Origin of the sequence: Arthrobacter sp. AG258, assembly GCF_004364695.1 — a bacterium.
Classification (GTDB): domain Bacteria; phylum Actinomycetota; class Actinomycetes; order Actinomycetales; family Micrococcaceae; genus Arthrobacter.
The window spans coordinates 1-26,057 of the sequence record NZ_SOBI01000001.1; the positions used below are offsets into that span (position 1 = coordinate 1).

A 26,057-nucleotide genomic window follows, 5' to 3' on the forward strand; every position below is an offset into this window, starting at 1 on the left:
TGAACCGGGACCTGGTGGTCCTGAATGATGTGAATTCGGGCAATGTGTGGCTGGTGAACCAGAACATGCAGCTGGTCAACAACTGGGACGACGTCGTCCCGCCCAAGAACCAGTCCGATGACCAGGACCAGGAATCGGCAGACAACAACACCATCAACGTCCTGCCGGACCGCACTAAACCCAACCGGCCACCGGAAACCAAGCCCGACGCCATCGGCGTCCGGCCTGGCCGCACCACGATCCTCAGCGTCCTGGACAACGACTCGGACCCCGACGGCGACGTCCTGACCGCTGCCGTGGCGCCGGAAGCCGCACCCAAATCCGGCACCCTCGAAAGCATCTACGGCGGCACTGCCTTCCAGATCACCGTTCCGGCGGATGCCAAACCAGGCACGGAGACCTTTAACTACAGCGCCTCCGACGGCCGCGGGCTCTCCGCCACCGGGCAGGTCACGCTCAGCGTCGTGGGGCCCGACGAAAACAAGCCGCCCAAGTTCAAGCGCGGCGAGGACACCACCATGCTCGTGGAACAGGGCAAGACGGTCAGCCAGAACATCCTGACGGACTGGATCGACCCCGACGGCGATGATCTGGTCCTGCTCGACGCGAAGGCCGACAACGACCAGGACCAAGTCAAGGTCCGGCGCGACGGCCTCCTCACCTTCCAGGATTCCGGTGCGACCGCCGGCAAGAAGAACGTCCAGGTCACCATCTGGGACGGCCGCGCCACGGTCACCGGCAAGGTGGTGGTCAACGTCCAGCCACCCGGCGCCTTGGCACCGGTGGTCAACGCGGACCATGTCACCGCCGTCGTGGGCCAGGACCTGGTCATCTCGCCGTTGAAGAACGACGTCGACCCGAACGGCGGTGCCCTGCGGCTGGCCCAGGTGGAAGCCAACGGACCGGCCGAACTCGGCCCCGTCACGGACGGCGGCACCTTCACGTTCCGCAGCAGCACCCCCGGGCCGGTGTACCTGACGTACATCGCCAGCAACGGGCCGCAGAGCAGCCAGGGGCTGATCCGCGTGGACGTCGAATCCGGCAACGACGGCGGCGATCCCGTGGCGGTCCACGACGTGGCACTGATGCCTACCGGCGGCAGTGTCCTGCTGGACCCCCTGGCCAACGACTCCGACCCCTCCGGCGGCGTCCTGGTGCTGCAGTCCGTCAAAATCCCGGACAACGCCCCGGTATCGGTCAGCGTGATCAACCACAGCGTCCTGCGGATCACCGACATCCTTGGCACCAAGGACCCCCTGCTGTTCGAATACACCATGTCCAACGGCAAGAAATCCGCCACGGGCAGTGTCTCGGTCGTGCCCGTCCCGGCGCCCGCCGTGCTCGAAGCACCCCAGCCCAAACCGGACGAGGTGAACGTCCGGGTCAACGACGTCGTCACCATCCCCGTCCTTGACAACGACACCCACCCGCAGGGGCAAGAACTGACCGTGGACCCCGTCCTGCCCCAGGCCGTGGACCCGGCTGACGGCAAGAGCTTTGTTTCCGAGAACACCGTTCGCTTTATCGCCGGCAGCCAGCCCAAGACGGTGCGCGCCATCTACAACGCCGTCGATCCGCAGGGCCAGAAGAGTGCCGCCGCGGTGACCATCCACATCCTTCCCCTGGAAGGTGCGGAGAACTCCCGGCCCCAGCCGCGGAACCTCACCGCCCGGGTGGTGGCTGCCGGGACGGTCCGGATCCCGGTTCCCCTGGACGGCATCGACCCCGACGGCGACTCCGTCCAGCTCACGGGCATCGACAGCACCCCCGCCATGGGCACCGCTACGGTGGGCAGCAACTTCATTGACTTCACCGCGGCCGGCGACGGCGCGGGTACGGACACGTTCCGCTACAAGGTGGTTGACCGCCAGGGTGCCGTGAACACAGGCACCGTAACAGTTGGCATCGCCCCGCGCGGAGAGGTGAACCAGAAGCCCACGCCCGTGGACGACGAAGTCCGGGTCCGTCCCGGCCGCCAGATCGCCGTCGACGCCACCGCGAACGACACCGACCCCGACGGCGACCGCATCCGCATCCTCACCGACGGCATCGAAGCCGATCCCGCACTCCAGGCGACAGTCAGCAGGAACAGCGGCCGCATCATCCTCCTGGCCCCGAACGAGGCAGGAACCGTCAACGTGCGCTACACCATCGCCGATGACCGGGACGCCACCGCCCAGGCCACCATCCGCCTCGTCGTCGATAACAACGTGCCCCTGAAGGCGCCGATCGCCCGTGACGACAGGGTGACCTCAGCCCAGGCAATGGGCAAGACCGCCGTTGATGTCCCCGTCCTGAAGAACGACGAGGACCCGGACGGCGTGGGCGAGAACCTCAAGATCAGCACGGAGGCCACCACCGCCAGGCCTGGCGGCAACGGCAACGTCCTGGTAGACCTGACCAAGGATCCCCAGCTCATCCCGTACACCGTGGAAGACGTGGACGGACTGCAGTCCACCGCCGTTATCTGGGTCCCGGGCCTCGGCCAGCAGGTTCCCACCCTGGCCAAGGACGAGGTCATCGAGGTCGTAGCGGGCCAGTCCGTCGACGTAAACCTCAACGAATGGGTGAAGGTCCGCGAGGGCAGGTCGCCCCGGCTGACCCAGGCGGACCGGATCAAGCTCATCGGAGCCGACGGCGGCAACCCCGTCATTGGCGACGGCACCGGCCTGAAATACACCGCGGGAACAGACTACGTGGGCCCCGGGTCCCTGACGTTCGAGGTGACGGACGGAACCGGACCGGACGATCCCGCCGGCCTGAAGTCCACCCTCAGCATCCGCACCAAGGTGCTCCCGGACCCCAACAAGAACAACCCGCCCGAACTGCTTGGCTCGGACGTGGACGTTCCCAAGGGCGACACGGCCAGCACCGACCTGGGCAAGCTGACCTCCGATCCGGACCAGGATGACGTCGAGAAGATGAAGTATGAACTGGTGGGCGGAGCGCCCGGCGGCTTCAACGTCAGCATCGACGGCAAGACCCTCAAGGCCTCGGCGGCGGACTCCACCGCCACCGGGACCAGGGCCGCCGTCCAGGTCAAGGCAAGGGATCCGCGCGGGCTCGAGGCAACGGCCACGTACCAGCTTTCGGTGACCGCCTCGAACCGGCCCAAGCCGGTGGCCAACGACGACGTCGAAGCGAACGCCGCCGCGGGCAAGCCCGTCACCATCAACGTGCTCGCCAACGACGCCAACCCGTTCCCGGAGACCCCGCTGAAGATCATTGCCGCAAACACCGAAACGGGCAGCGGCAACGTCGGCGTCAATGGCGACTCGGTGACCGTCACTCCGGCGCCCGGTTTTACCGGGACCATGGTGGTGGCCTACACCGTGGAGGACAAGACCGGTGACGCGTCCCGGCATGCCACGGCGCGCATCCGCTTGACCGTCAAGGACAAGCCCGCGGCCCCCACCACGGCGCAGGCACAGAGCGTGGGTGACCGCACGGCGCTGCTGAACTGGACCGCCCCGGCCGACAGGGGCTCGCCCATCACCAAGTACACGGTGTATGGCGAGGGCGGGTTCCGCCAGGATTGCCCGGCCAACACCTGCACCCTTAATGGCCTGACCAACAACACCACCTACCACTTCCAGGTGACGGCCACGAACGAGTTCGGCGAGTCCGACCGCTCGCCGGCCTCGGCCGACGTCCGGCCGGACGTGAAGCCGGATACCCCTTTGGCGCCCTCGCTGAAATTTGGCGACAAGCAGCTGACCGTCAACTGGACCCAGCCCGCCAGCAAGGGATCGCCGGTGAAGTCCTACGACCTGGAAATCTCGCCGGCACCGGCAGGCCAGAACGCACAGATCCAGAACCTGACGTCGGTCAGCTATGTCTGGAAGGGGCTGCAGAACGGCGTTTCCTACAAGGTCCGGGTCCTGGCACGCAACGACGCCAAGGAACCCTCCGAATGGAGCCCGTACTCGGCAGCGGAGGTGCCCGCGGGTGTTCCCGCGACGCCCACCGCGCCGAATGTGTCCCAGGCAACCCCGGTGGGCTCGCAGAGCCAGCTGCGGGTGGTCTGGTCCGCACCCAACAACAACGGCGACCCTGTCTCGTCCTACACCTTGACCACCCTCCGCGGCGGTGCGGCGGTGGCCAGCCAGCAGGTATCCGGAACGTCGCAGAACGTCACCGTGGATAATTCGGAAACGAACTACACCTTCACGGTCTCGGCCACCAACAAGGCCGGAACAGGCGGCACGAGTGCCCAGTCCGCCCCCATCCGGGCAGCAGGCAAACCGGGCCAGGTGAGCAGCGGGACAGTCGCGGAAACGGGAACCAGCGGACAGCTGAAAGTGACGTTCACCCCCCTGTCGGAGGCGCAGCGGAACGGGTCCACCGCGAGTGAAATGACCTATTCGTACAACGCTGACGGCAAGAGCGGCCCGATCCCAGCCGGCGGTGGAACCATCGGCGGCATGACCAACGGCAGGGACATCACGGTGACCATCATCGCGACGTCCACGAAAAACACCATGTCCGGCGATGCCAAGGCGATCGGGACAGCCAACCCGTATGGGCCTGCCAACGCCCCCAACGTCAACGGCACCACCTCAGCCAGGGGAGACGGCCAGGTGCACTGGACCTGGAACGATCCGGCAACGAACGGCAGGGCGCTCAGCTACTACGAAGTGAGCATGGACGGCGGCGGCTGGCAGAACGTCGGCAAGGCGAACAAGTTTGATGCTGGCGCCGGCGGCTGGAGCAAGAGCCACAACCTTCGGGTCCGTGCCTACACGGTCACTGCAGGCGCAATTGGCGGCCCGGCCACGTCCACGTCCGGCCCGGACAATGTGCCGCCGCCGCCCACGGAGTGGAACGTCACGGCCAGCCCCACACGCAGCTGCACGGAGCCTCGCAAGGGGACGGACAGCTTCGTTGACGGCAACCCGTCCCAATGCACGGGCGCGGGCAAATGGCTCGACGCCGGTGCCCCGTCCACGGCCGACCGCTACCAGGTCTGGTACAAGACCTCGAACAACCCCAGCGGTATCTGGTACCACCTGAACTCCGGTATGGCCTCGGGCAACTGGCTCCGCTGTGACACGTCCAACGTGGGCTGCAACCCGCCGAACGGCATGCCGAACCGCTAGCAACCGCATCCATCTTGTGGGCCCGGGTTTCCCGGGCCCACAAGGCAACTTTCGATCCATCTAAAGGAAGCACATTTCATGACCATGACCATGGAGCAGGCCGAATGGTTTGCCGGTACGTTCGAAAAGCTGGTTGCCAACGTGGGGCAGGCGGTGCTGGGCAAGGAACACGTCATCAGGCTGACCTTCACGGCCATGCTGGCCGAGGGCCACGTCTTGTTCGAGGACGCGCCCGGAACCGGCAAGACCTCCTTGGCACGGGCCCTCGCGGCCACCGTGCAGGGGTCCAACAACCGCATCCAGTTCACCCCTGACTTGCTTCCTTCCGACGTCACCGGCGTGACCATCTACGACCAGAAGACGCAGAAGTTCGAGTTCCACAAGGGCCCGATCTTCAACAACATCGTCCTGGCTGACGAAATCAACCGCGCCTCGCCCAAGACCCAGTCCGCGCTCCTGGAAGTCATGGAAGAGTCACGGGTCACCGTGGACGGCGTGACCTACTCCGCCGGCCGGCCGTTCATGGTCATGGCAACCCAGAACCCGATCGAGCAGGCGGGTACCTACCGCCTCCCCGAAGCCCAGCTGGACCGGTTCCTGATCAAGACCTCCATCGGGTATCCGGACCACGCCTCCACGGTCCGTCTGCTCGGCGGCAACAACCTGAAGGACCGCTCCAAGGAACTGTCCGCCGTCATCACCACCCAGGCCGTGGCGGACATGGCAGACCTCGCCGCCACCGCGCACGTGGACACCGCGGTGCTGGAGTACATTTCGCGGCTGTGCGAGGAAACCCGCAGCGCCCCCGAGACCCGGCTGGGCGTGTCCGTGCGCGGTGCGCTGGCCATGGTCCGGGCCGCCAAGGTCTGGGCTGCCTCGCAGGGACGGAACTTCGTCCTGCCGGATGACATCAAGGAACTGGCACCCGTGGTGTGGACGCACCGCTTCGTGATGGACCCTGAGGCGGAATTCTCCGGCGCCACCGCCGAGGCCGTCCTGGCCAGGATCCTGGCCGACGTCGCCGCCCCGCAGCAGCGCACCAACGCCTGACCGGTCCGGCGCGCAACCAATGGCTGCACGCCGGCCCCTTTTCCTTTCCAACGCAACAACGAAGGCACACCCACATGTCCGACGGCACGTCCACCGGCACCCCGTTGACCCGGTTCGCGGAGCGGTTCCGGCTCCTTTTCCACCGGAACGGCCGCCCCACCCGCCTGCACCCTGCAGCGGTGTGGTCTGAAGCCAGCAACACGGCCCTCCTTGCCCTTACCCCGGCCTGGCGGACCATCCGGGCCACCTGGCTGACGTACGTTTGGCCGGTGCTGTCCGTGGTCAGCATCCTGGGCTGGTCCGTCCTCGCCGCCTCGGTCCTGCTGTGGATTACCGGCCAGGCGTTCGGCTGGCAGGAAGCCACGGCAGCCGCCATCGCCGCCTTCGCCATGTTCGTGATCGCGGTCGCCTTCATCCTGGGCCGGTCCTCCTATGGCGTGGTCCTGGACCTTGCCCGGACCCGCGTGGCGGTGGGGGACAGCGCCGTCGGAAGCATCGCCGTCTCCAATACTTCCGCCCGGCCGCTGCTGCCTGCCGCGCTGGAACTTCCGGTGGGCAGCACCACCGCCGTGTTCCACCTGCCCAGGATGAAGCCAGGCCAGATCCACGAGGACCTCTTCACCATCCCCACCGCCCGGCGCGCCGTCATCGTGGTGGGACCGGTCCGCTCCGTCCGGGCCGACCCGCTGCACCTCCTGCGCCGGCAGGTCCTCTGGACCGAGCCGGAAGACCTGTTCGTGCATCCCCGGACCGTAGCCCTGGCCGGTTCGGCGGCGGGCTTCATCCGCGACCTGGAGGGCATGCCAACCACGGACCTGTCCAGCGCCGACGTCTCCTTCCACGCCTTACGCGACTACGTGCCCGGGGACGACCGCAGGCACATCCACTGGAAGACCACCGCCCGGACCAACAAGCTGATGGTGCGCCAGTTCGAGGAAACCCGCCGCGCCCACCTGGCCATATCGCTGTCCATCAACACGGAGGAATACGCCTCCGAGAACGAATTCGAGCTGGCTATCTCGGTGGCAGGGTCCATCGGCCGGCAGGCCATCCGCGAACAGCGGGAACTGGATGTCCTCACCCAGAAAGGCCCGCTGCGCTGCGAAACCGGCCGCAACCTGTTGGATGACATGACCCGGATCGTCGGCGCCCCGATGCGCCGCACCGCCGTCGACCTTGCCCGGACCCTGGCGGACACCGTCCCCAACGCGTCCGTGGTGTTCTTCGTGGTGGGAAGCAACGTGACCGCCACCCAGCTCCGCTCCGCAGCCGCTTCCGTCCCGCCGGGAGTCCGCAGCCTGGCCGTCCGGGTGGAAGCCGGCGCAGCGCCCACCCGGGCCAACATCGCAGACCTGACCGTCCTGACCCTCGGCGACCTGGCCGACCTTGCCATCGTGCTGAGAAAGGCCGCCGCATGAGCACCGCACCGGGCCAGATCCCGCAAACCCGTACACGCCGCAAAGCCCCCAGCCCGGAGTCCGCCTTCGCCCACGGCCGGCCGTGGCACTTCCTGCTCGACGCCGGCGCCCTGGTTGTCCTCCTGGGGCTGGGCCTGCTCGGCTTCGGTTTGAGCTTCGGCGGCGATCCCTACTACCTGCTGTCCGGATTCGGCGGCATCATCCTTGGCCTGGGCATTGGCGCCGCCAACGCGCACCTGCGCCTGGGCCTGCTGATCACCACGGCCCTGGCGCTGGCAGCTTACCTGGTCTTCGGGACTTGGCTGGCGGTGCCGGACTCGGCCATCGCCGGTTTCGTCCCCTCCCTGGATTCCCTGCGGACCCTGCTCCTGGGCATCGTGTTCGCCTGGAAGGACATGCTCACCGTCGGGGTGCCGGTGGGAACTGCCGGCGGCGTGCTCATCGTGCCCTTCCTCAGCTCGCTTATCACCGCACTCGTGGCCGCGCTCCTGACGTGGCGCGCGCGGAGCCCCTACCTGCCCCTGCTGCCGGTCCTGGTCCTGTTCGTCGCCGGCATTGCCTTCAGCACCAACGCGGCGTTCCTGACCCTGGAACGCGGCATCGGCCTGACAGTCCTCGGCATAGCCTGGGCCACGTTCCGCCGGGACATCCTGCGGCGGGACAGCACCCGAAGGGTTGCCGTTAACACCCCGCAGGCCGACAGCGGCACGGCCCGGCGTGCCCAAATCCGGCGGCTGGGAATGGCAGCGGGCGTGATTGCCCTCAGCGTGGGCGTCACCGCCGTGGCTGCGCCCCTGGTCAACGCCGGCGAGGACCGCAAAGTCCTCCGCAACGTGGTGGTCCCGCCGTTCGACCCCAAGGACTATGTCACGCCGCTGGCGAGTTTCCGGACCTACGTCAAAGACAAGAAGGACGACACCCTGTTCGTGGTCAAGGGGCTGCCGCGGGACGGCCGGGTACGGCTGGGTGCCTTGGACGCCTTCAACGGGACCAACTACAACATGGATCCCAACGGCTCCGGTAACTTCAGCAAGGTGGGCGACGCCAAGTCCATCAACACCCTTGCCGATTCGGCCGGGGTAGTGCCCACCAACGACTACTCGATCAGCATCAACATCGAGGACTACCAGGGCTTCTTCGTCCCCGGCGGGCGGAAGACCACCGGCATCAGTTTTGACCAGTCCGGTTCCGCCGCGGCTGCAGGCCTCTACTTCAACCCCGGGACGGACACCGCCGTCACCACCAACGGCCTCACCCGCGGCGATTCGTACAGCGTGCAGGTTTCGGATCCCGTCAAGCTTGAGCACGGCCAGCTGACCCAGTACGACTTCGCGAAAGTTTCCCTCCCGGATCCACTGGAGGTGCCGCCCGTCGTAGGCTCCCAGGCCAACGACCTTTCCGCGGACGCCCCCACGGCGATCGACCGGGTCCGCCAGATCGAGGCCCATTTCCAGAAGACAGGTGCGTTCAGTAACGGCCTGGTCAGCGAAGGACAGCTGCCCAGCGTTTCCGGCCACGGCTCGGCCCGGATCCGGAACCTGCTCACCGCCAAGCAGATGCTCGGCGACGACGAGCAGTACGCCGTGGCGATGTCCCTGATGCTCCGGCACCTGGGCATCCCGTCCCGGGTGGTGATGGGCTTCTATCCTGAGCCCACCAGCCCGGAAAACGGTGCCGGCGAAGTGAAGATCACCGGAAAGGACGTCCACGCCTGGGTGGAGGTTGCGTTCGAGCGCGTCGGCTGGGTCAGCTTCGATCCCACCCCGCCCAAGGACAACATCCCCATTCCGCCGGACCCGGAAAGCAAGTCAAAGCCCAAACCGCAGGTGCTGCAGCCGCCGCCCCCGCCACAGGAGCCCGCGGACCTGCCGCCGGACTCGTCGCCGGACGCGCTGGACGCTGACCAGAAGAAGAACAATCCGTGGTTGTTCTGGGGCGCCCTGCTGGGTGCCCTGGGCGTCGTCGCCATCCCCGTGGTGATCCTTGCGCTCCCGTTGTTGCTGATCGCCTTGCTGAAGACACGACGCCGGAAACAGCGTTTCCGGGACGGCCATCCGGCCCAGCGCGTCGGCGGAGGCTGGAGCGAAGTGGTGAGCCTGGCAACGGACATGGGCGCCGCCGTCGACACCCGGTCGACACGCCGGGAAAGCGCCGCCGTGCTGGCCGAGGCGTTCCCTGCCAGCCAGGGAACCACAACGCTCCTGGCCCGCCGGGCCGATGCCTCCATCTTCGGCGCCGGCCAGCCCACGGAAGAGGAGGTCAAAGAGTACTGGACCATCGTGGACGGCTCGCTCAAGGAGATGACCGCCACCGTGGGGTTCTGGCGCCGGCAACAGGCACGTTTCTCGCCCCGTTCCCTGCTCAGCGACGCCCGGACCGCGATGAACTCCGGCGGCGGGCTTTCCCTTCGCCGCCTCCGGGCGGGACTGCCTGCGCTGGCAGCCCTGTCCGCCGGCCGTCGCCGCCCCGGCACCGGAGGTACTGACACGCCCGGCACGCCGGCAGGTGACCAACAAGGACCCGGGGCGCCCGCAAGCGAACCGCAGGGCCCTGGCGCGCCTGAGGCCAACCAGCAGGAAACCAGCCGGCCGGAGGCCAACCAGCAGGGAACCAGCCAGCAAGGAACGAACCAGCAAGGACCAAGCCAGCAGTGACCTCCGACGTCGACCGTTGCCCGCGCTGCCAACAAACCGTCCGCGCGGGAGCCACCTTCTGCGCGGCCTGCGGTGCGCCGCTGCCCAACCGGGCGGCGCGCCGCAACCGCGCCCAGGGCCCTGGCCCGCACGATGACCATGCCGGCGCCCGGGACGGGCATGCCGCGCATGCGCCGGGGATTCCCGGTACTATCCCGGTAGTAGAAAGGCCTCCGGCAGCACAGCCGGCGGGCATCGCATATCCGGGTACCGCTCCTGCGGGCACCGATCCGGGCAGTGCCGGCGGTTCCACCAGGGTGGGGGCCGCTCCAGGGGGAGGAACGGGAATGGCAGTAAACCTCGAGCTTGTTCCGGCTGCGGCGGGCAAGCGGTTGGGCGCTGCCGTCATCGACTGGCTGCCCGGCGTGGCAGTGCTGGTGGTGACGTTCGCCATCGGCTTCGCCGGAATCACCCGTTCCCGAAGCGGCGGCTTCATTGTCTATGACACCTCGTCCCTGGTGCTGTTCGGCGGCATCGGCCTCGGGCTGACCCTTGCCTACCTTTTTGTGGTGCTGGGCCTGGAAGCCCGTACCGGCAAGACCCCCGGCAACCTGCTCATGGGCATCCGCAGCGCGGACCAGGACGGCTACGCGCCCGGGGCCGGAGGTGTCTTCCTTCGGGGCGTGATCACCGGCGCGGGCATCCTGCTGTCCCTGGTGGCTGCGGTCCTGGTGGTGGTGTTCAAGTGGTTTGATGCCGCCATGTTCATCCTCGGCCCGCTGCTCCTGCTGGCTGCTGTGTGGGCGGTGCTGGTAGTGGTTTCGAGCCAGTGGGACAAAAACGGCGGGCTGCGGGCCTGGAACGACACCGCCGCCAAGACCCTCGTGTTCGACGTCAAGGCGGGGCGCGACCCCATCACCACGGGGGGCATCCAGGGCCCGTACAGCTTCGCGCCACTGGACCTTCCGCCCGTTCAGCAGGTCCTGTCTCCGGTGGCCGGGGCCAGGACGGCCACCACCGCGGCCGCCCGGCAGCCCACGCCACAGCCTGCCCCGGGGCTGGCCGCCCAGGCCCCGCAGCCGCCGGCCGCCCAGGCCCCGCTGCCGCAATCCGCCCAGCCGCAGACAGCCCTTCCCCAGGCAGTCCCGCTGCCGCCAGCCGCCCAGCCGCAGACAGCCCAATTCGCTCCACCCCAGGCGGCGGCACCCAAGCCTCCTGCACCCCAGGCTCCTGCACCGGCCGCTGCGGCTCCATCGCAGACCATGCCCTACACCAGCCCTGCCTCCTTCGCGCCGCCATCCGTGCAGGACGCCCCGTACCCCGCCACCGCCTATCCCGCAGCGACCCAGAACCCGCAGCCCGTCACGCCGCACGCCGCCCAGCCGGCGGCCGGCAGCCACGGGTTCGCCCCGGGCGCCCAGGCGTCCACGGCAGGCCACCGGGTGCCCGGGCCGCACCTTGACGACGACGTCGAACGTACCCAGGTGCGTTCGGATACCGGCGGGCCCGCCCCCGTGGCGGTCCTGCGGATCCGCCTGGACGACGGCCGCGACTTCCAGCTGGACCGCAGCGTCCTGGTGGGCCGCAACCCGGTAGGCCAGCCCGGGGAACAGCATGCCCAACTGCTGGCCGTGGATGATCCCGGACGCTCCATCTCAAAAACCCACCTGCATCTGCTCACCGATGGTGCGGGGATATGGGTTACGGACCGGCAGTCCACCAACGGCAGCGCCGTGACCACCCCTGACGGCCTGCGCACCCCCTTGGCGCCGGGCGTCCCAACGTTTGTTACCCCCGGCTCCAGTGTGCATTTTGGAGACCGCACCTTTTACCTAGGACAGGCATGAACCAGCACCCCGCCAGTGTTTCCTCCACCATCCAGCCGGGGCCGGGCCTTAGCCTCACCTACGGCTACGGGACGGACAGGGGACTCCGCAGGGAGCTGAACGAGGATTCCTACATTGCGGCGGATCCCGTCTTCGCGGTGGCCGACGGCATGGGCGGCCACGAGGCCGGCGAGATCGCCAGCGGCCTGTGCGTAAGGGCCTTGGCCGGGATTCCGCAGCTCGCCACCGGTGAGCGGAGCATTACGGCCGCGGTCCTGCAGCAGTACCTGGTGCGGGCGGACAACTCGATCCGTGAGGCCGCCGGAGCCCGCGCCGGCACCACCCTCACGGGCGCGGTGGTGGTGGAACAGATGGGCATGCCGTACTGGCTGGTGCTGAACATCGGCGACTCCCGCACCTACCGTCTCAGCCAAGGCCGGTTCGAGCAGATCAGCGTGGACCACTCAGAGGTCCAGGAACTCGTTGATGCGGGCGAGATCACCGCCCAGGAAGCCACCGTGCATCCCCGCCGGCACGTGGTCACCCGGGCCCTGGGCACGGGGGATGAGACGGAGGCTGACTACTGGCTCCTCCCAGTCGAGGAAGGAGACCGGGTCCTGGTCTGCTCGGACGGGCTGACCGGTGAACTGGCGGACGAGGACATCCTCCGCATCCTCAGCACCGTGGCCCAACCGCAGGACGCCGTGGACGCCCTGATCCAGGCTGCCCTGCGCAGCGGCGGCAGGGACAACGTCACGGCCATCGTGGTGGACGCCAGGAACGTGGCGAACGACGACGGCGCCGGCACCACCGCGCCACGCTACAGCCCGGCGGACCGGGACGAGGAGACGCTGCCGCGTCCGCTGGCCAACGGCGCGGTGACGCAGCCCTTGCCTGAGCAGCCGGAGGCCGGCACGGACGCCGAGGGGGAGGGCGACAATGACCGCCGCTAGCTACATTCCGGGTAGCTGGCTTGGTGTCGTCCGGTCCGGCACGGCCGTCCTCCTGGGCCCCGAATCACCGGCCGAACTTGCCGGTGCCCTCTGGGAACTCCTGGCAGCCCGGCCGGAACCGCATGAGGTCCTTGCTGCCGTGACCAGCAGCTCGGGCGGGTCGCTGGCCCGCATACCCTCCTTCGGCATCCTGGACTTCAACGGATCGCTGAGGGTCTTCCTGCGCGGCAACCTCGACCTTCGAGTGGAGCAGCCCGGCGGAGCCGTGGACCTGGACGGCCGTGACGTCACCACCTGGAACGAACGCCGGTTTGTCGTCCCCGGGATGTGCCGGCTGGACATCGCTGACGCCGGCGGAGACCAGCCCGAGCTGCCGCTCGGCGAGGGGGTGGTTTTGCTGCAGGCGCTGACGCTCGGCGTCCCGTCCGGGCCAGCCGCCGTTGCAGCCCCCGCTGCCAAGGAACGGGCCGCAACAACGGAACACCCGGCTGCAGCGGAAAGTCCTGTCGAGGCACAGGGCCCGGACCAAGCCGACAACCCGGTTGTCGTCGAAAGCGTGGTTGCGGTCGAAAACCCCGTGGTCGTCGAAAGCGTGGTTGCGCTGGATTCTCCAGGCACGGCCGGGGACCCGGGCGCAGAAGCCCGCTCCACCCTGACCGACTTTGCCGGGGAGGACGAGCTCCCCGGCACCCCCACTCCTGAGCACGGGGCATCCGCCGAGACGGTTCTGGCAGTGATCGACGAAGACCAGGAGGGGCTCCCCGCGGATACCGCAGACGCCGCGGAGGCCGTGGGGGAAGCCGCCGACCCTGATGCCACGATTGCCCCCGGCACCATCATCCCCCCTGACCCGGCGGACGCGCCCGGCGCCGGGGAAGACGATGGGCCGGAGGAAGATGCGCCGCCGGCCGGTGACACCGCATCGGCTGAAGCGGGTCCCGCGGTGGAAATGACCACGTCCTACGACCACCTGTGGGACCGCACCGTGATGCGGAACATCGAGGACGCGGCAGTCCGTGAGGACCCGGACGCCGACTCCGGCCTCATCGCTGTCAGCCCGCAGCCCGCCCTGCCTGCGGCCGAACAGCCCGCCGCCCTGGGCCCGGCCGACGACGCGTCCACGGCCGGACAGCAGTCCGGTTCCGATGCCGGGCCGGGCGCCGGGGCAGACGGTTCCGCGGGCAGCGACCCAGCCTGGGGCGCCAGGCGGAGCCCCAACCCCACCCCGGATCCCGGGCCGGAAGCGCAGGCTCCCGCCCCGCCTCCCGCCGGCGGCCTCATCGATTCCGTACCGTGGCGCACCGGCGGAAACGCGGCCGCTCCGTCGTCGGCCCCGTCCGGCCCATCCTTGGGGACACCTCCTGCCGTCACCCCACCGGCAGGCCCTGAAGCATCTGCGAACCGTGCTCCCGCGCCGGCCTTCCCCGCAAGCCAGGCCCCTGCGGCAGGAACTCCCGACCAGGCCCCTGCCGCCGGCTTCGATCCCGACCATGACGGCGAGACTGTCATGAAGAGCAGCCTCCCCGGAATGGCTCCGCATCCAGCGGCTCCGGCCGCCGTCCAGGACCCCGCCAATGGACCAATGGTGCTGGCCCGCGTCTGTGCCCAGGGCCACGCCAACCCACCCACACGTGCCCTCTGCAGCGCCTGCGGGGGCAGCCTGCTGCCGGACGCCGTCCAGGTGGCGCGCCCCAGGCTGGGGCGGGTGCGCCTGTCCACCGGCGACGTGCTGGACCTCGACCAGTCGATGGTCATCGGGCGGCAACCGTCGGTATCCCGCGTCCAGGGCGGTGTGATGCCGCGCCTGGTGCAGGTGGCGAGCCCGGGCGGTGACATTTCCAGGTCCCACGTCGAAGTCCGGCTCGAAGGCTGGCACGTCATGCTCTGCGACCTGAAGGCCACCAACGGCACCGTGTTGGTGCGTGAGGGCCAGCCGCCGCGCCGCCTGGCCCAGAACGAGATGGCCATCCTGCTCGATGGCGACATCGCGGAACTGGGCGACAACATCTCACTGCGTTTTGAGGAGATTCCTTGAGTTCCAAACGGCCCGTAGCGCCGCCGCCCCGGATCCAGGGGTTCACGTACATCAGCCTGCTCGGCTCGGGCGGGTTCTCTGACGTCTACCTGTACGAACAGGACAGGCCGCGCCGGAAAGTCGCCGTGAAGGTGCTGCTCTCCGATTTGAAGACCGAGGGCGCCCGCCGGCGCTTCGAGTCCGAAGCCAACCTGATGGCCCAGCTGTCCTCGCACCCTTACATCGTCACCATTTTCGAAGCGGAAGTGACCGACGACGGGCATTCCTACCTGGCCATGGAGTACTGCTCCCGGCCCAGCCTGGACGTGCGCTACCGGCGGCAGCGCTTCAGCGTGGACGAGGTCCTGGCCGTCGGCATCCAGGTGGCGTCCGCCGTCGAAACCGCGCACCGTGCCGGCATCGCCCACCGCGACATCAAGCCGGCCAACATCCTGGTGACGGACTACAACCGCCCGGCCCTGACCGACTTCGGCATCTCCGGAACCCTGGCAGGCGACACGGACGACGACTCGGGGATGTCCATCCCGTGGTCCCCGCCCGAGCAGTTCCGGGATGGAAGCGTTGACGGCGTCATGGTGGACGTATGGGCCCTCGGCGCCACCCTCTATACCCTGCTGGCCGGCCGCTCGCCCTTCGTCATGCCCGGGGCGGACAACTCCCAACGCGAACTGATCAACAGGATCAGCAACATGGCCCTGCCGCGGTTGGGCCGGGCAGACGTGCCGGAGTCGCTGGAACTGGCGCTGTCCACCGCCATGGCCAAGTCCGCACAGTCCCGCTACAGTTCCGCGCACGCATTCGCCCTGGCACTGCAGCGCATCCAGGCCGAACTGAACCTCTCCGTCACGCCCTTCGAAGTACTGGAGGAACCGCAGCAGGAGGAAAGCCACCCGGACGACGGAACCGAGGAAACCCGGGTTCGCAGCATCGCCGCCATTGATCCCGAACGGACCGGCAGCGCACCGACGTTTCCCGCGCGCACCCGCCCCAGCCAGCCCGGCGGCACGGACGCAACCGGTCCCGGGGGAGGTGCCGCCCCGCCGTCGCACTTCACTCCCGCCGCGCCTGGCCAATGGCAGCCCGCCCCATCCGTACCCCACCTTCCGGCCGGGCCGGCCGCACCGGAGGCAGCCGACGGCGTCCGGGCGGGGGAGTGGGCACAGTCAACCGTGCTGCGGGGCAGCGCCGCGGCACCACACTATGGTGCGCCCGTCACCGGTCCGGCGGGGAGCAGCGAAGATCCGGCGTACGCCGCGGACGCTACGGTCCAGCGGGCGGTAAAAACCGCGGAGCCACAGCAGGCGCCCGAGGCCGACCACGGCAAACGCAACCTCTGGCTCGCCCTCGCCGGGGGAACCCTGCTGGCACTTGCGGCGGTGGTGGGCATCGTGGTGGCGAACTCGGCCACCGGAACCCCCAAGGCCGTGGAAACCCAACAGGTCAGCAAACCTCCCGCGGACGCCCTGGACAACGGCACCGTCCCCGACGTCGAAGGTCTCAAGGGCTCAATCGGGGCCGACGGGGAAGCCACCTTCACCTGGACCAACCCGCAGCCCAAGGACGGGGACACCTACAAGTGGAAGGTGTACACCATTGGCGGCAACAGCGCGGAATTCACGTCCGTCGCGAACCCGCCCGTAAAGATCCGGCCCAATCCCGGCGGACAGACCTGCATCCAGGTGATGATCGTGCGCACCGACGGCGCATTTTCACCCATGGAGGAGGGCTCCATCGCCTGCACCGGCCAATGAGCGGCCTGCACGCACCGGCGGGGCGGCCGCTCCGCACCACCAGCACTGACGGTTACCGCAACACTTCTGCCTTGAGGAGGCACAGATCATGGGGGATCTAGCAATAGATTTCTGTGGCGAATGGTACGAGCCATCCGACGAGGACATCTTCAACATCGGCCGCGAAGGCGACCTTGAAGTGGACGACAACCCGTACCTGCACCGGCAGTTCCTGCAGGTTGCCCGCTACGACGGCATCTGGTGGCTCAGCAACGTCGGCAGCATGCTCTCCGCCACGGTGGCCGACGCTTCCGGTGGCATGCAGGCGTGGCTTTCCCCCGGCGCCCGGATCCCGCTGGTGTTCAGCCACACGAACATTATTTTTACGGCCGGCCCGACCACCTATGAGTTCGCCGTGCACTTGAAGACGCCATCCTTCCGGCAGGAAGCCCGTGAGGACAGCAGCGGCGGCGACACGACGATTGGACCGGTGGTCTTCACGGATGCCCAGAAGGCCCTGATCGTGGCGCTCGCCGAGCCGGTCCTCCGGCGCGAAGGCACCGGCTTCAGCACCATTCCGTCCTCGGCCGCGGCCGCGAAGACGCTGGGCTGGGCGTTGACCCGCTTCAACCGGAAGCTGGACAACGTCTGCGACAAGCTGGACAGGGTGGGCGTCGTCGGGCTGCGCGGAGGCGGCGGCAAACTGGCGACCAACCGCCGTGCCCGGCTGGTGGAGCACGCCGTCACCACGCACCTGGTAACACCCGATGACCTGTACCTGCTGGAGAAGATGAGGGGCGTGGACGAAGGATGAGGATCCGCCTGACACTCCACCGCGAGCCCGCCGACGCCAAGGATCTGGCCGTCACGGTGGACGGCCTGGCCACCGTGGCCGACATCGCCACCGTGTTGTGGGCTGCTGATCCGGACCGGAAAGGAACGCCCCCTCCGGAGAACCTCTCGCTGCGCATCGATGAAGCGTTCGTCGGTGCCGGCATCAGCGGAAATGTCCTGGCCCGCCAGGACAACCTGCTCGAATCAGGCCTGCGCCCCGGCTCGGTGGTATCGCTGGCCCAGGTCAGCGAGCAATTCCATGAGCCCGGCGCCGGCCGCGGACCGGCTGCGGCCACCTTGCGTGTCCTGTCAGGGCCCGACGTCGGCCGCGAATTTTCGCTGCCCACCGGCACCAGCTACATCGGCCGGGACCGGGACGTCGATATCCGCCTCACGGACCCCCTCACCTCCAAGCGGCATGCCCGGATCACCGTGGCAGAGGGCATCGAGATCGTGGACACGAACTCCGCCAACGGCCTGTTGATGGACGGACTTCCAGTCACGCGCGCAACCCTGAACTCCTCCGACACGGTGACGCTGGGGGACACCACGGTCACCGTGGTTCCGCTGGGCCACAACCATGCGGCAGCGCCGACGTCGCCCCTGGTGGACTTCAACCGTTCCCCGCGGGTGGTGCCCCGCTTCGAGGTGCCCAAACGGGTCCTGCCCTCCGGGCCCAAACGCCCCGAAGACCACCCCTTCCCGTACATCATGCTGGTGGCGCCGCTGATGATGGGCGCCGTGATCTTCGCGGTCACGCAAAACGTGCTGTCCATGGTGTTCATGCTGATGATGCCGTTGTTCATCGTGGGCCATTACGTGGACCAGAAGATGCGGACCAGGAAGCAGCAGAAGGAGCAGCTCAAGCAGTTCCGGGCGTCCATGGCGGCGTTCCGGCAGGACCTGACGGAACTGCAGCAGGTGGAGCGGGCTGTCCGGCTGCAGGAAGCACCGTCGGTCAGTGACACGGTGGATGCCATCTATAAGCTGGGCCCGCTGCTGTGGACCCACCGCCCGGAGCATTCCTCGTTCCTGGGCCTCCGGTTTGGGCTGGGCACGGCGCCGTCCCGGGTCCCGCTGGAGGAACCCTCCAGCAATGACACCGAAGTACAGTACAGCCGCGAAATCCAAGACTGCATCAAGCAGTTCAGCGAGATCGAAGGCGTTCCGGTTGTCTCCCAGCTGCGGACCTCCGGTGCCTTGGGCATCGCCGGTGCCCGCGGCCTGGTGGACGATGTGGCCCGGGGAATGGTGCTGCAACTGGTAGGCCTGCATTCCCCGGCCGAGGTTGTCCTCACCGCCATCACATCCGCCCAGTCGCGCGGGCGCTGGGATTGGCTGCAGTGGCTGCCGCACGTCGGCTCCGGCCACAGCCCGCTGGGCGGGGACCACCTTGCGGCGGGCTCGGCCGGCGGATCCTCCCTGCTGGCCCGGCTTGAGGACCTGGTGGACGCCCGCGAAGCCGCGGCCAAGCGGTCGGGCCCGGAGCTGCGCCCGGGCATCGACCCCGACAAGCACGACCTCGAAGAGCCTGTCCTGCCCGCCGTGCTGGTGGTCGTGGAGGATGACGCGCCTGTCGACCGCGGCCGGCTGACCCGGCTGGCCGAGCGGGGACCCGATGCCGGCGTCCACGTCCTGTGGGTGGCCACGGACATCCAGGCGCTGCCGGCCGCCTGCCGCGACTTCATGGTGGTGGACGGCGAGCACGGCACCACCACCGGACAGGTGCGCCTGGGCCGGCACACCTACCCGGTCAGCTGTGAGAGCGTGGACGCGGAGCTGGCGGCCCAGCTCGCGCGGATGTTGGCTCCCGTGGTGGATGTGGGCAAGCCGGTCAACGACGACTCCGACCTGCCGCGGGCCGTTTCCTACGCCACCCTGATCGGCAAGGACTTCCTGGACAACCCGCAGGCGGTGGCCGAGCGCTGGACCGAAAACAACTCCGTGCACGCCACCGCCGTGGCGAACCGCAAGGACAACGGCACCCTCCGCGCACTCGTGGGTTCCAAAGGCATCGAACCGCTCTACCTCGACCTGAAGAATGAGGGCCCGCACGCCCTGGTGGGCGGTACCACCGGTGCAGGAAAGTCCGAGTTCCTGCAGTCCTGGGTCATGGGCATGGCCGCCGCCTACAGCCCGGACCGGGTGAGCTTCCTGTTCGTCGACTACAAGGGCGGCGCCGCGTTCGCGGACTGCATCAACCTGCCGCACACCGTGGGACTCGTCACCGACCTTTCCCCGCACCTGGTGCGCCGGGCCCTGACGTCCCTGCGCGCCGAGTTGCACTACCGCGAACAGCTGCTGAACCGGAAGAAGGCCAAGGACCTGCTGGCACTGCAGCGGGAAGCCGACCCGGACGCACCCCCCTACCTGATCATCATCGTGGACGAGTTCGCCGCCCTGGCCAACGAGGTTCCCGAGTTCGTTGACGGCGTGGTGGACGTGGCGGCCCGTGGACGGTCCCTGGGCCTGCACCTCATCCTGGCCACCCAGCGGCCGGCCGGTGTCATCAAGGACAACCTCCGCGCCAACACCAACCTTCGCGTGGCCCTCCGCATGGCCGACGAGGAGGACGCCACGGACATCCTGGGCGTCCCGGACGCTGCCTATTTCGATCCCGCCATCCCCGGCCGCGGCGCAGCCAAGACCGGCCCGGGCAGGATCCAAGGGTTCCAAACCGGTTACGCGGGCGGCTGGACCACGGACAAGCCGCAGCGGCCGCAGATTGACATCGTGGAGATGGCCTTCGGTTCCGGTCCCAGCTGGGAGGCGCCCGCGCCCGACAAGCCCCTGGCGCAGGAGCCTGCCGGCCCCAATGACATTGCACGGATGACGTCCACGATCGTGCACGCGGCGGACTCGCTGGACATCAGGGCGCCCCGCAAGCCGTGGCTGGATGAGCTGGCCAAGACCTACGACTTCTCCAAGCTGCCCAATCCCCGCACGGACGAACAGCTGCTGCTGGGCGTTGCCGACGACCCCGTGCACCAGGAACAGCCCACCGTGTTCTACGAACCGGACAGGGACGGCAACATGGCCATCTACGGCACGGGCGGCTCCGGCAAGTCGGCCGCACTGCGGGGCATCGCCATTGCCGCCGCGGTGACTCCGCGCGGCGGACCGGTCCACGTCTACGGCATCGATTGCGGCTCCGCGGGATTGCGGATGCTCGAGGAGCTTCCGCACGTCGGTGAAATCATCAACGGCGACGACGTCGAACGCGTGGGGCGCCTGCTGCGGCTCCTGCGCGACATCGCCGAGCTGCGGTCAGCGCAGTTCGCCGAGGTACGTGCGTCCACCATCGTCGAATACCGGAAGCTCGCGAACCGGCCGGACGAGAAGCGGATCTTCGTGCTGGTGGACGGCATGTCGGCGTTCCGTGAGGCATACGAGCACAGCAAGCTCTCCGGACTGTGGGACATCTTCCTCCAGCTGGCCACCGACGGCCGCACCCTGGGCATCCACCTGGTGGTGACGGGCGACCGGCCAAACGCCGTGCCGGCCTCCCTGCTGGCCTCGATCCAGCGCAGGCTGGTCCTGCGCCTGTCCTCCGAGGACGACTACATCTCCCTGGATGTGCCCAGGGACGTCCTTACCGCCACCTCGCCCCCTGGGCGCGGTCTCCTCGACGGCCTCGAAGTCCAGCTGGCAGTCCTGGGCGGCAACTCGAACCTGGCCCTGCAGGCCCGCGAAGTCCACAAACTCAGCGAAGCCATGCAGCGCCAGGGCCTGGACACCGCCCCCGGAATCGAACGGCTCCCGGACCAGGTGGACCTGGACGTCCTGCCCGCCGGCAGCCCGGACCTGCCCGTCATCGGCGTGGACGACGAATCGCTGCAGCCGGCCGAGGTCATGGCCCGCGGCCCGCTGCTCCTGGCGGGCCCGCCAGGGTCCGGGCGTACCGTTGCACTGGTCACCCTGGCCTACGCGCTGCGCCGGTCCAACCCCGCCACCGAGCTGATCTACCTCGGCTCCCGCCGCTCCGCCGTCGCGTCCCTGCCCATCTGGAACCGTTCCGTGGTGGGCCCGGATGATCTCGCCGAGGTGGTCGAGGACCTGGTGGAGCACTCAACCGGAAATCCCGGTTCGGTGGCCATCTTCATCGAAGGCCTCACCGAGTTCACGGACACCATCGCCGAATCCGGCATTGCCCAGCTGGTCACGGCGTCCCTCAAGGCAGACCAGTGGGTGATCGGCGAGTCCGAGTCCTCCACCTGGTCCTCGGCCTGGCAGCTTGCCCAGCCCTTCAAATCCGGCCGGCGGGGACTGCTGCTCAACCCCGGGGACATCGAAGGGGACGGCCTGCTCAACACCTCCCTGGGCCGGGTCAGCCCGGACTTCATTCCCGGCCGGGGCTACGTGGTGGGACGCGGCAAGGCACGGAAGATCCAGGTGGCGTTGCCGCCCGAAAACCGGGACTGAGCAGCCCGGAGATGTGCGGGGCCGCCGCAGCCGCGGATTTGCGGCCCCGCACGGCGCTGTAGAAGACTACCGGGGACACCAGAAAGCCGCGGTGGGGGGACTGCGCGCAGCGAAAGGTAGCAATGGCCCCGTCCGCACCGGTTCTCCGCACTGTTTCGACGACGGCAACAGCAGCTGTCATGGCATTGGCCCTCGGCATCTTCCCGGCCGGGGCGGCGGCCGCCGCCCCCCTGGCCGCACCTGCCCAGCCTTCATCCACCCAGGTGTCGGGAACCCAAACGGCGCCGGACTGCGGGCTGCTCTGCCTGCCCGTCCTTGCCAGCAGTCCGGACACCGGCCAAACCGGGCGGCCGCGCAAGTCCAAGGACCCCGTACCGCCGACCGCCCAGCCCGCGCCTCCCGCCGCCGAAGCTCCGGTCCAGCCGCCACAGCCCGCCGGGCCCCCGGCCGCCACCGCGCCACCAGCCGACGCTTCGGTGCCGGCTGCAGACGCGGAAGCAGCATCCGACGGCGCGCCAACCGCAGTCCCATCGGCCGACGCCGGGTACCGCCCGCCCACCGGTCCTTCCAGCGGGGTGGACTGGAACAGCCCGGTCACCCGGTCCGCGGCGCCAACCCAGCTGGCTGCCGTTTCTCCCGCCCGGGGCGAAGGCCCCGGCGGCCCGGCGCTCCTGCCCATCGCACTGGGAACGGTGCTGTTGGCCATAGCGGCCGGCGCGTTCACCTGGTGGAACCGCAACCGGCTCCGGTCGCACTGACGCCGGCTCCGCGCCGCCCTGTCCCGTGCCGCGCCGCCCTGCCAAGGAAATCGTCGGAGGGGTAGGGCAAGATAGGTCTGTGAGTACAGGACCAGGACCCGCAGAACAGACCGCCGCCCGGACCGCGGCCCCGCACGAGCCCGAGGCCATCCCCACCGAAGCCCTCCGCGAGGAATACGAAAACCTCGCGGACCTGGTGCGGAAGTACCGGTTCGCCTACTACCAGGAGGATGCGCCCCTGGTCTCGGACGCCGAGTTCGACACCCTCTTCCGCCGCCTGGAAGAGATTGAGGCCCTGCACCCGGAACTGGTGGCCAATGACTCGCCAACCCAGGAAGTCGGCGGCGAGGTTTCTGCCGCATTCGCCCCGGTGGAGCATCTGCAGCGGATGTACAGCCTGGAGGACGTCTTCTCGCTTGAGGAACTCGAAGCCTGGCTCAACCGGGCCGAGGCAAGCATCGCGAAGATCGGTGACGGCGGCACCAAAGCCGCATGGCTGACTGAACTCAAGATCGACGGCCTCGCCGTCAACCTCCTGTACCGTGACGGAAAGCTGGTGCGCGCGGCCACCCGCGGCGACGGTACCACCGGCGAGGACATCACCCACAACCTGCTCACCATCAAGGAAATCCCGCAGGAACTGCAGGGCAGCGGCTTTCCCGCCGAGATGGAAATACGCGGCGAGGTCTTCATTCCCTCCAAGGCGTTCGCCGAATTCAACGACGCCCTGATCGAGGCCGGCAAAGCCCCGCTGGCGAACCCCCGCAACGCGGCGGCGGGTTCATTGCGGCAGAAGGACCCCGCCGAAACCGCCAAGCGGCCCTTGAAAATGTTCGTGCACGGCATCGGCGCCCGCGAGGGGCTTGAAGCCCGCAGCCAGTCGGAAACCTACCATCAGCTCAAAGAATGGGGCCTGCCCGTCAGCCCGTACTTCGAGGTGCTGGCGGCCCGCGACGACGTCCTGGGTTTCATCCAGCGGTACGGGGACCAGCGCCACAAGCTGCTCCACGAAATCGACGGCATCGTGATCAAGGTGGACGATTTCGCCACCCAGCGCGCCTTGGGCAACACCACCCGCGTTCCCCGCTGGGCGGTGGCCTACAAATACCCGCCCGAGGAAGTCCACACCAAGCTGCTGGACATCCAGGTCAATGTGGGCCGCACCGGCCGCGTAACCCCCTTCGGCGTCATGGAGCCGGTCAAGGTGGCCGGATCCACCGTGGAAATGGCCACGCTGCACAACCAGGACGTGGTGAAAGCCAAGGGCGTGAAGATCGGCGACATCGTCATCCTGCGGAAGGCAGGGGACGTCATCCCCGAGATCGTTGGCCCCGTCCTGGCCCTCCGGGACCAGCAGGATCCGCCGGTCCGGGACTTCGTGATGCCCGCCGAATGCCCCTCCTGCGGAACCCCGCTGGCCCCCGCCAAAGAAGGCGATGTGGACGTCCGCTGCCCCAACTCCAAGTCCTGCCCGTCCCAGCTCCGCGAGCGGGTATTCCACGTGGCCGGCCGGGGCGCGTTCGACATTGAGGCCCTGGGCTGGGAAGCGGCCATCGCCCTGACCCAGCCGGCCGAACCTGAAGTGCCTCCGCTGACGTCCGAAGCACGGCTGTTCGACCTCACCCCCGAGGACCTGGCCGAGGTACGGATCCGCCGGGAGAAGAAGTCCAAGGGCGTCCCCACCGGGGAGTTCGAGCTGGTGCCGTACTTCTACAGCAAGGGCACCGCCAAATCGCCATCCAAGCCAACCGCCAACACCCAGAAACTGTTCAAGGAACTGGAGAAGGCCAAGACGCAGCCCTTGTGGCGGGTCTTGGTGGCGCTGTCCATCCGGCACGTGGGCCCGCGGGCGTCACGCGCCCTGGCGCAGGCCTTCGGCACCATGGACCGTATCCGGGCAGCCAGCGAGGAGGAGCTCGCCCACGTTGACGGCGTAGGACCTACCATCGCCGCCGCCCTCAAAGAGTGGTTCGCCGAAGATTGGCACGTGGAGATCGTGGACCGGTGGGCGGCTGCGGGCGTCCGCATGGAGGACGAACGGGACGAGTCCATGCCGCGGACCCTGGAGGGCCTCACCGTGGTGGTGACGGGCTCGCTGCCCAACTTCAGCCGCGACGAAGCCAAGGAAGCCATCCTGCTGCGCGGCGGCAAGGCCGCGGGCTCCGTTTCCAAGAACACCAGCTACGTGGTGGCGGGGGAAAGCGCCGGGAGCAAGCTGGACAAGGCCGAACAGCTGGGGATCCGGGTGCTGGATGAGGACGGCTTCAGGCAGCTGCTCGACGGCGGGCCGGCAGCCCTGGGCGACGCCGCACCCGACGGCACCACACCGGACGCCGACGCCGCGGACCAACACAGCGCGGACCAAGGCAGCGCCCGCCACAACACGCCCGACGACACCACTGTGGAGGAAAGCGCATGACATCCGCGTCTGAACTGTTGGATGTGGCCCGGCGGGCCGCCGCGGCCGGTGCCCAGGTACTGTCCGGCCGTGACGGCAACGCCCTGGACCCCAACAACAAGGGTGCGGCCGGGGACTGGGTCACTGCCTTCGACATCGCCGCCGAGGACGCCGTGCGCGCCGTGATCGCCGCTGCCCGCCCTGGCGATATTGTCACCGGGGAGGAACAGGGAACGACGCGCCCCGCTGTATCCACGGGGTACCGCTGGTCCATCGATCCCCTGGACGGAACCACCAACTTCATCCGCAACATCGTCTACTACGCCACCTCCGTGGCAGTGGCCGATGCCGACGGCGTCTGGCAGGCCGGCGTCGTCAACGCCCCAGCCTTGGGGCGGGTGTACTACGCCGCCCGCGGCCAGGGCGCGTGGCTGGAGGAGCGGGGAACGCTCACCCGGCTGGAAGGGCCGGTTTCGGGCCGTACCGGGCAGATCCTGGCCACCGGGTTCAGCTACGAGCCGGCCGTCCGCTCCGAGCAGGCGGCAGCGTTCGCCACGCTGATGGATGGCTTCGCCGACGTGCGGCGGCTCGGCTCCGCTGCCCTGGACCTGTGCATGGTGGCGGACGGGACACACGACGCCTACGGCGAACGCGGCCTGAACGAGCATGATTTCTCGGCCGGTGCCCTGATCGCCGAGGAAGCAGGCTGCTGGGTGCGCCGGCCGCGGTTGACCAGTCCGCTCGACGGCGGTCCCTCCGACGACGAACGCCTGGACGCCTGGACCTGCGCGGCCGGGCTGGAACTGTCAGGAAAGTTTCCGCTCTAGGTGTACCGAGCCGGGCGCGCTGTCCGCCGGCCGGCCTGGGTGCGGCGGTAACTCCTCCCGGTACTGATAGTTCG

The 26,057-nt window shown here is 68.6% G+C and carries 13 protein-coding genes; all 13 read left to right on the top strand.

The window, feature by feature from the left end; translation table 11 throughout:
- The coding region (locus DFO47_RS00005) for an Ig-like domain-containing protein (protein WP_133830267.1) at positions 1 to 5,099 on the top strand (5,099 nt) is incomplete at its 5' end.
- Between the two features lie 78 nt (positions 5,100 to 5,177).
- Positions 5,178 to 6,149 carry a MoxR family ATPase gene (locus DFO47_RS00010; protein WP_018763002.1) on the top strand — a complete coding sequence of 324 codons (972 nt, stop codon included), beginning with the start codon at positions 5,178 to 5,180 and terminating at the stop codon, positions 6,147 to 6,149.
- Between the two features lie 74 nt (positions 6,150 to 6,223).
- Positions 6,224 to 7,567: a DUF58 domain-containing protein gene (locus DFO47_RS00015; RefSeq protein WP_133830268.1), complete on the top strand. Its 1,344-nt coding sequence runs from the start codon at positions 6,224 to 6,226 to the stop codon at positions 7,565 to 7,567.
- The gene (locus DFO47_RS00020) at positions 7,564 to 10,221 is read left to right on the top strand and encodes a transglutaminaseTgpA domain-containing protein (protein WP_133830269.1); all 2,658 of its coding nucleotides are present in this window, start codon (positions 7,564 to 7,566) and stop codon (positions 10,219 to 10,221) included. Before DFO47_RS00015 ends, DFO47_RS00020 begins: the two co-directional genes overlap by 4 nt.
- Positions 10,218 to 12,047, top strand: coding sequence for an RDD family protein (locus DFO47_RS00025; protein ID WP_347876388.1), 1,830 nt, complete (start codon positions 10,218 to 10,220; stop codon positions 12,045 to 12,047). The genes DFO47_RS00020 and DFO47_RS00025 overlap by 4 nt, the downstream gene beginning before the upstream one ends.
- Positions 12,044 to 12,979 (top strand): protein phosphatase 2C domain-containing protein, encoded by a 936-nt coding sequence (locus DFO47_RS00030; protein WP_133830271.1) that lies wholly within the window; start codon positions 12,044 to 12,046, stop codon positions 12,977 to 12,979. The genes DFO47_RS00025 and DFO47_RS00030 overlap by 4 nt, the downstream gene beginning before the upstream one ends.
- On the top strand, positions 12,966 to 15,014 hold the full coding sequence (locus DFO47_RS00035) for an FHA domain-containing protein (RefSeq protein ID WP_133830272.1): 2,049 nt from the start codon (positions 12,966 to 12,968) through the stop codon (positions 15,012 to 15,014). The genes DFO47_RS00030 and DFO47_RS00035 overlap by 14 nt, the downstream gene beginning before the upstream one ends.
- Complete coding sequence (locus DFO47_RS00040; RefSeq protein WP_133830273.1) at positions 15,011 to 16,765, top strand: serine/threonine-protein kinase; 1,755 nt, start codon at positions 15,011 to 15,013, stop codon at positions 16,763 to 16,765. Before DFO47_RS00035 ends, DFO47_RS00040 begins: the two co-directional genes overlap by 4 nt.
- Positions 16,766 to 16,853: 88 nt before the next feature.
- Positions 16,854 to 17,558, top strand: coding sequence for a hypothetical protein (locus tag DFO47_RS00045; protein WP_018763009.1), 705 nt, complete (start codon positions 16,854 to 16,856; stop codon positions 17,556 to 17,558).
- Entirely contained in the window at positions 17,555 to 22,000 is a 4,446-nt protein-coding gene (locus tag DFO47_RS00050) for an FtsK/SpoIIIE domain-containing protein (protein ID WP_133830274.1), read from the top strand. The genes DFO47_RS00045 and DFO47_RS00050 overlap by 4 nt, the downstream gene beginning before the upstream one ends.
- A gap of 179 nt (positions 22,001 to 22,179) precedes the next feature.
- On the top strand, positions 22,180 to 22,758 hold the full coding sequence (locus tag DFO47_RS00055) for a hypothetical protein (protein ID WP_109045930.1): 579 nt from the start codon (positions 22,180 to 22,182) through the stop codon (positions 22,756 to 22,758).
- 79 nt (positions 22,759 to 22,837) lie between these two features.
- Positions 22,838 to 25,177, top strand: a complete 2,340-nt coding sequence (gene ligA / locus DFO47_RS00060) for an NAD-dependent DNA ligase LigA (RefSeq protein WP_133830275.1) — start codon at positions 22,838 to 22,840, stop codon at positions 25,175 to 25,177.
- Entirely contained in the window at positions 25,174 to 25,983 is an 810-nt protein-coding gene (locus DFO47_RS00065; RefSeq protein ID WP_133830276.1) for an inositol monophosphatase family protein, read from the top strand. The genes ligA and DFO47_RS00065 overlap by 4 nt, the downstream gene beginning before the upstream one ends.
- Positions 25,984 to 26,057: the final 74 nt, after the last annotated feature.

Coding starts and splice junctions, on each gene's coding strand:
- DFO47_RS00010 (WP_018763002.1), top strand. CDS start 5,178: ATGACCATGACCATGGAGCAGGCCGAATGGTTTGCCGGTACGTTCGAA.
- DFO47_RS00015 (WP_133830268.1), top strand. CDS start 6,224: ATGTCCGACGGCACGTCCACCGGCACCCCGTTGACCCGGTTCGCGGAG.
- DFO47_RS00020 (WP_133830269.1), top strand. CDS start 7,564: ATGAGCACCGCACCGGGCCAGATCCCGCAAACCCGTACACGCCGCAAA.
- DFO47_RS00030 (WP_133830271.1), top strand. CDS start 12,044: ATGAACCAGCACCCCGCCAGTGTTTCCTCCACCATCCAGCCGGGGCCG.
- DFO47_RS00035 (WP_133830272.1), top strand. CDS start 12,966: ATGACCGCCGCTAGCTACATTCCGGGTAGCTGGCTTGGTGTCGTCCGG.
- DFO47_RS00045 (WP_018763009.1), top strand. CDS start 16,854: ATGGGGGATCTAGCAATAGATTTCTGTGGCGAATGGTACGAGCCATCC.
- DFO47_RS00050 (WP_133830274.1), top strand. CDS start 17,555: ATGAGGATCCGCCTGACACTCCACCGCGAGCCCGCCGACGCCAAGGAT.
- DFO47_RS00055 (WP_109045930.1), top strand. CDS start 22,180: ATGGCATTGGCCCTCGGCATCTTCCCGGCCGGGGCGGCGGCCGCCGCC.
- DFO47_RS00065 (WP_133830276.1), top strand. CDS start 25,174: ATGACATCCGCGTCTGAACTGTTGGATGTGGCCCGGCGGGCCGCCGCG.